The sequence below is a fragment of the Kitasatospora sp. NPDC048540 genome (genome assembly GCF_040651175.1).
In the GTDB taxonomy this organism is placed as follows: Bacteria; Actinomycetota; Actinomycetes; order Streptomycetales; family Streptomycetaceae; genus Kitasatospora.
On the sequence record NZ_JBEZIR010000253.1, the window covers coordinates 1 to 3,223 of the forward strand.

At 70.0% G+C, this 3,223-nt stretch carries 1 pseudogene; it reads left to right on the forward strand.

The features are described 5' to 3' along the window. A pseudogene (locus tag AB0D08_RS40590) lies at positions 1 to 3,223 on the forward strand (hypothetical protein); the annotation flags it as partial.

Here is a 3,223-nt window from a genome sequence, read left to right on the forward strand (position 1 = left end):
CCGACGGTGTCCAGTACTTCTTCGGCCTGAACCACCTGCCGGGCGGCAATCACGGTGACTCTGCGTCGAACTCGGTGGAGTACACGCCGGTGTACTCGCCGAACAGCGGCGACGACTGCTACAACGCCGGTACGGGCAAGGGTTCGTGGTGCCAGGAGGGCTGGCGGTGGAACCTCGACTACGTCGTGGACCCGCACCAGAACCTGGTCACCTACCGCTACCAGCAGGACCTGAACTACTACAGCCGCGGCGGCGGCCAGAACAACGGCACCGGCACGCTCACCGCGTACGTCCGCTCCGCGGAGGTCACGGAGATCGGCTACGGCCAGCGCCTGCCGGAGCAGGTCGCGGCCAACGGCTCGCTGAAGCCGGGCGCGAAGGTGCTGTTCACCACCACCGAGCGCTGCACCGCCTCGGGGTCGGTGACGTGCACGACCGCGCAGCGCACCAAGGCCAACCAGAACAACTGGCCCGACTCGCCGTTGGACCAGGCCTGTGCCTCCAGCGGCGCCTGCACCAACTACGGTCCGACGTTCTGGTCCCCGCTGATGCTGGCGAAGATCGACACGCAGGTGCTGGTCGACGGCGCCTACCGCGCGGTGGACTCCTTCGAGCTGAAGCACACCTTCGCCGACCCGGGTGACGGCACCAAGCCGTCGCTGTGGCTGTCGTCGATCCTGCGGACGGCGACCAACGGCCAGGCGGCGCAGTCGCTGCCGGAGGTGAAGTTCACCGCCCGCGAGCTGGCGAACCGGGTCGACGGGCTGACCCCGGCGCAGCCGGCGTTCAACCGTCCGCGGATGCAGCAGATCACCACCGAGACCGGTGGCCAGATCAACGTGGTCTACCAGGACACCGAGTGCTCCCGGGTGAACGGCCGCATGCCGTCCTCCGAGGACGGCAACACCATGGCCTGCATGCCGGTCAAGTGGTACCTGCCCGGCCAGTCCTCGCCGGATCCGGTGAGTGACTGGTTCCACAAGTACCTGGTGAAGTCGGTGACCGAGCAGGACGCGGTGACGGGTTCGCTGGTCAAGTCGACGGACTACTCCTACGGTGGCGGCGCCGCCTGGCACCGCAACGACGGTGAGTTCACCGATGCGAAGTCCCGGACGTGGGACGACTTCCGCGGCTACCGGACGGTCACCGTCACCGCGGGCAGCGGGTACGCGGGCGAGGGCCCGAAGTCGCAGCAGGTCAGCACCTACCTGCGGGGCATGAACGGGGACGTGAAGGCGGACGGCTCCAAGCGCGCCGTCACCGTCTCCTACACCCCGTACCCGGGTGCGGCGGCGGTCAACGTGGTGGACGAGAAGTGGCGTACCGGGAACCTGCTCGGCAGCCAGGGCTTCGACCAGGCGGGCGGTTCGGTCGTCAAGGCCTCCGCGACGGTGAACTCCGGTGAGGTCACCCGCGGTACGCACAAGCAGCAGAACGGCATGCCGGACCTGGTGTCGCGCTACGACTCCACGGTGAGCACGGTGAGCCAGTGGGGCCGGCTCGCGGACGGCTCCTGGCGGGGCGTGTCCACCGTGACGACCACCGATCCCGCCAACGCCAACCGCGTGGTGACGGTGGACGACAAGGGTGACGGCAGCGCCGCCACCCCGGAGGTGTGCACCACCACCGGTTACGCGGTCGGCTCCGATGCGATGATGCTGGAGCTGGTGGCCGAGGAGAAGGCCGTCATCGGCGGGTGCGGTACGGCGGCGAACGCGGGCAACACGGTCAAGGACACCCGCACGCTGTACGACGGCAAGCCGTTCGGGCAGGCCGGCGCGGTGGCGGACCCGACCGGCACCGAGACGCTGGACAGCTACGACGGCAACGGCCAGGCGCACTACGCGACGCTGACCACGGCCACGTTCGACGCCTACGGGCGTCCGGCGACCGTCAAGGGCACCGACGGCGGCACGACCACCACGGCGTTCAGTCCGGCGGCGGGTGCGCTGCCGACGAGGACCACGGTCACCGGTCCGATGGGCGCCTCCTGGGCGACGTCGCAGACCCTCGACCCGGGCCGCGGCCTCCAGTTGGTGGCCACCGACCCGAACGGGAAGGCGACCACCCGGCAGTACGACGCGCTGGGCCGCCTGACCGCGGTCTGGTCCCCGGACCGGGCGACCAACCTGAGCGCGAGCGCCACGTTCTCGTACAGTGTCAACGGGGTCACCGGACCGTCGGTGGTCACCTCCAAGGCGCTGAACGAGGACGAGAGCTACGCGGTAAAGACGGAGCTGTACGACGGTCTGGCGCGGCTGCGGCAGACCCAGTCCAGCCCGGCGACCGGCGGCACGGGCCGGCTGATCAGTGACACGGTGTACGACTCGCACGGCTGGGCGATCAAGACGTCGTCGCCGTACTTCGAGGCGACCACCGCCCCCAACGGCACCGTCTTCCTCCCCCAGGACTCGCAGGTCCCGGCGCAGGAGTGGGTGACCTTCGACGGGCAGGGCCGTGCGGTGTCGACGGCGTTCATGTCGTACGGGCAGCAGCAGTGGGTGTCCACCACCGCCTACCCGGGTGCGGACCGCACCGACTCCACGCCGCCGCAGGGCGGGGCCCCGTCCAGCACCGTCACCGACAGCCGCGGCCGTACCACCCAGCTGTGGCAGTACCGCACCGCCACGGCGACCGGCAACCCGTCCGACGCGGACGTCACCACGTACACGTACACGGCAGCCGGGCAGCCGGACAGGCGCACGGACGCCATGGGCAACACCTGGTCGTACGGGTACGACCTGCGCGGGCGTCAGATCTCGTCCACGGACCCGGACACGGGCACGTCGACGACGACGTACGACGTCAACTCCTCGGTCGCCTCGACCCGGGACGCCAAGGGCAACGTGCTGGCGTACTCCTACGACATCCTCGGCCGCAAGACCGGGATGTACAAGGACAGCGTCGCCCCGGCCAACCAGCTCGCGGGCTGGACCTACGACGCGCTGGCCAAGGGCCAGCCCTCCTCCTCCACCCGCTACAAGGGCGGAGCCGGCGGCGACGCCTACACCACGGCCGTCACCGCGATCGACGGCTCGTACCGGCCCGTCGACACCAAGGTGACCATCCCCGCCTCCGAGGGGGCGCTGGCGGGCACCTACACCACCCACAACGAGTACACGCCGATTCTCGGCAACCTCGCCTACACCGAACTGCCCGCGATGGGCGGCCTCCCGGCGGAGGGCATCGACTACACCTACACCACCACCGGCCTGCTGCTCGC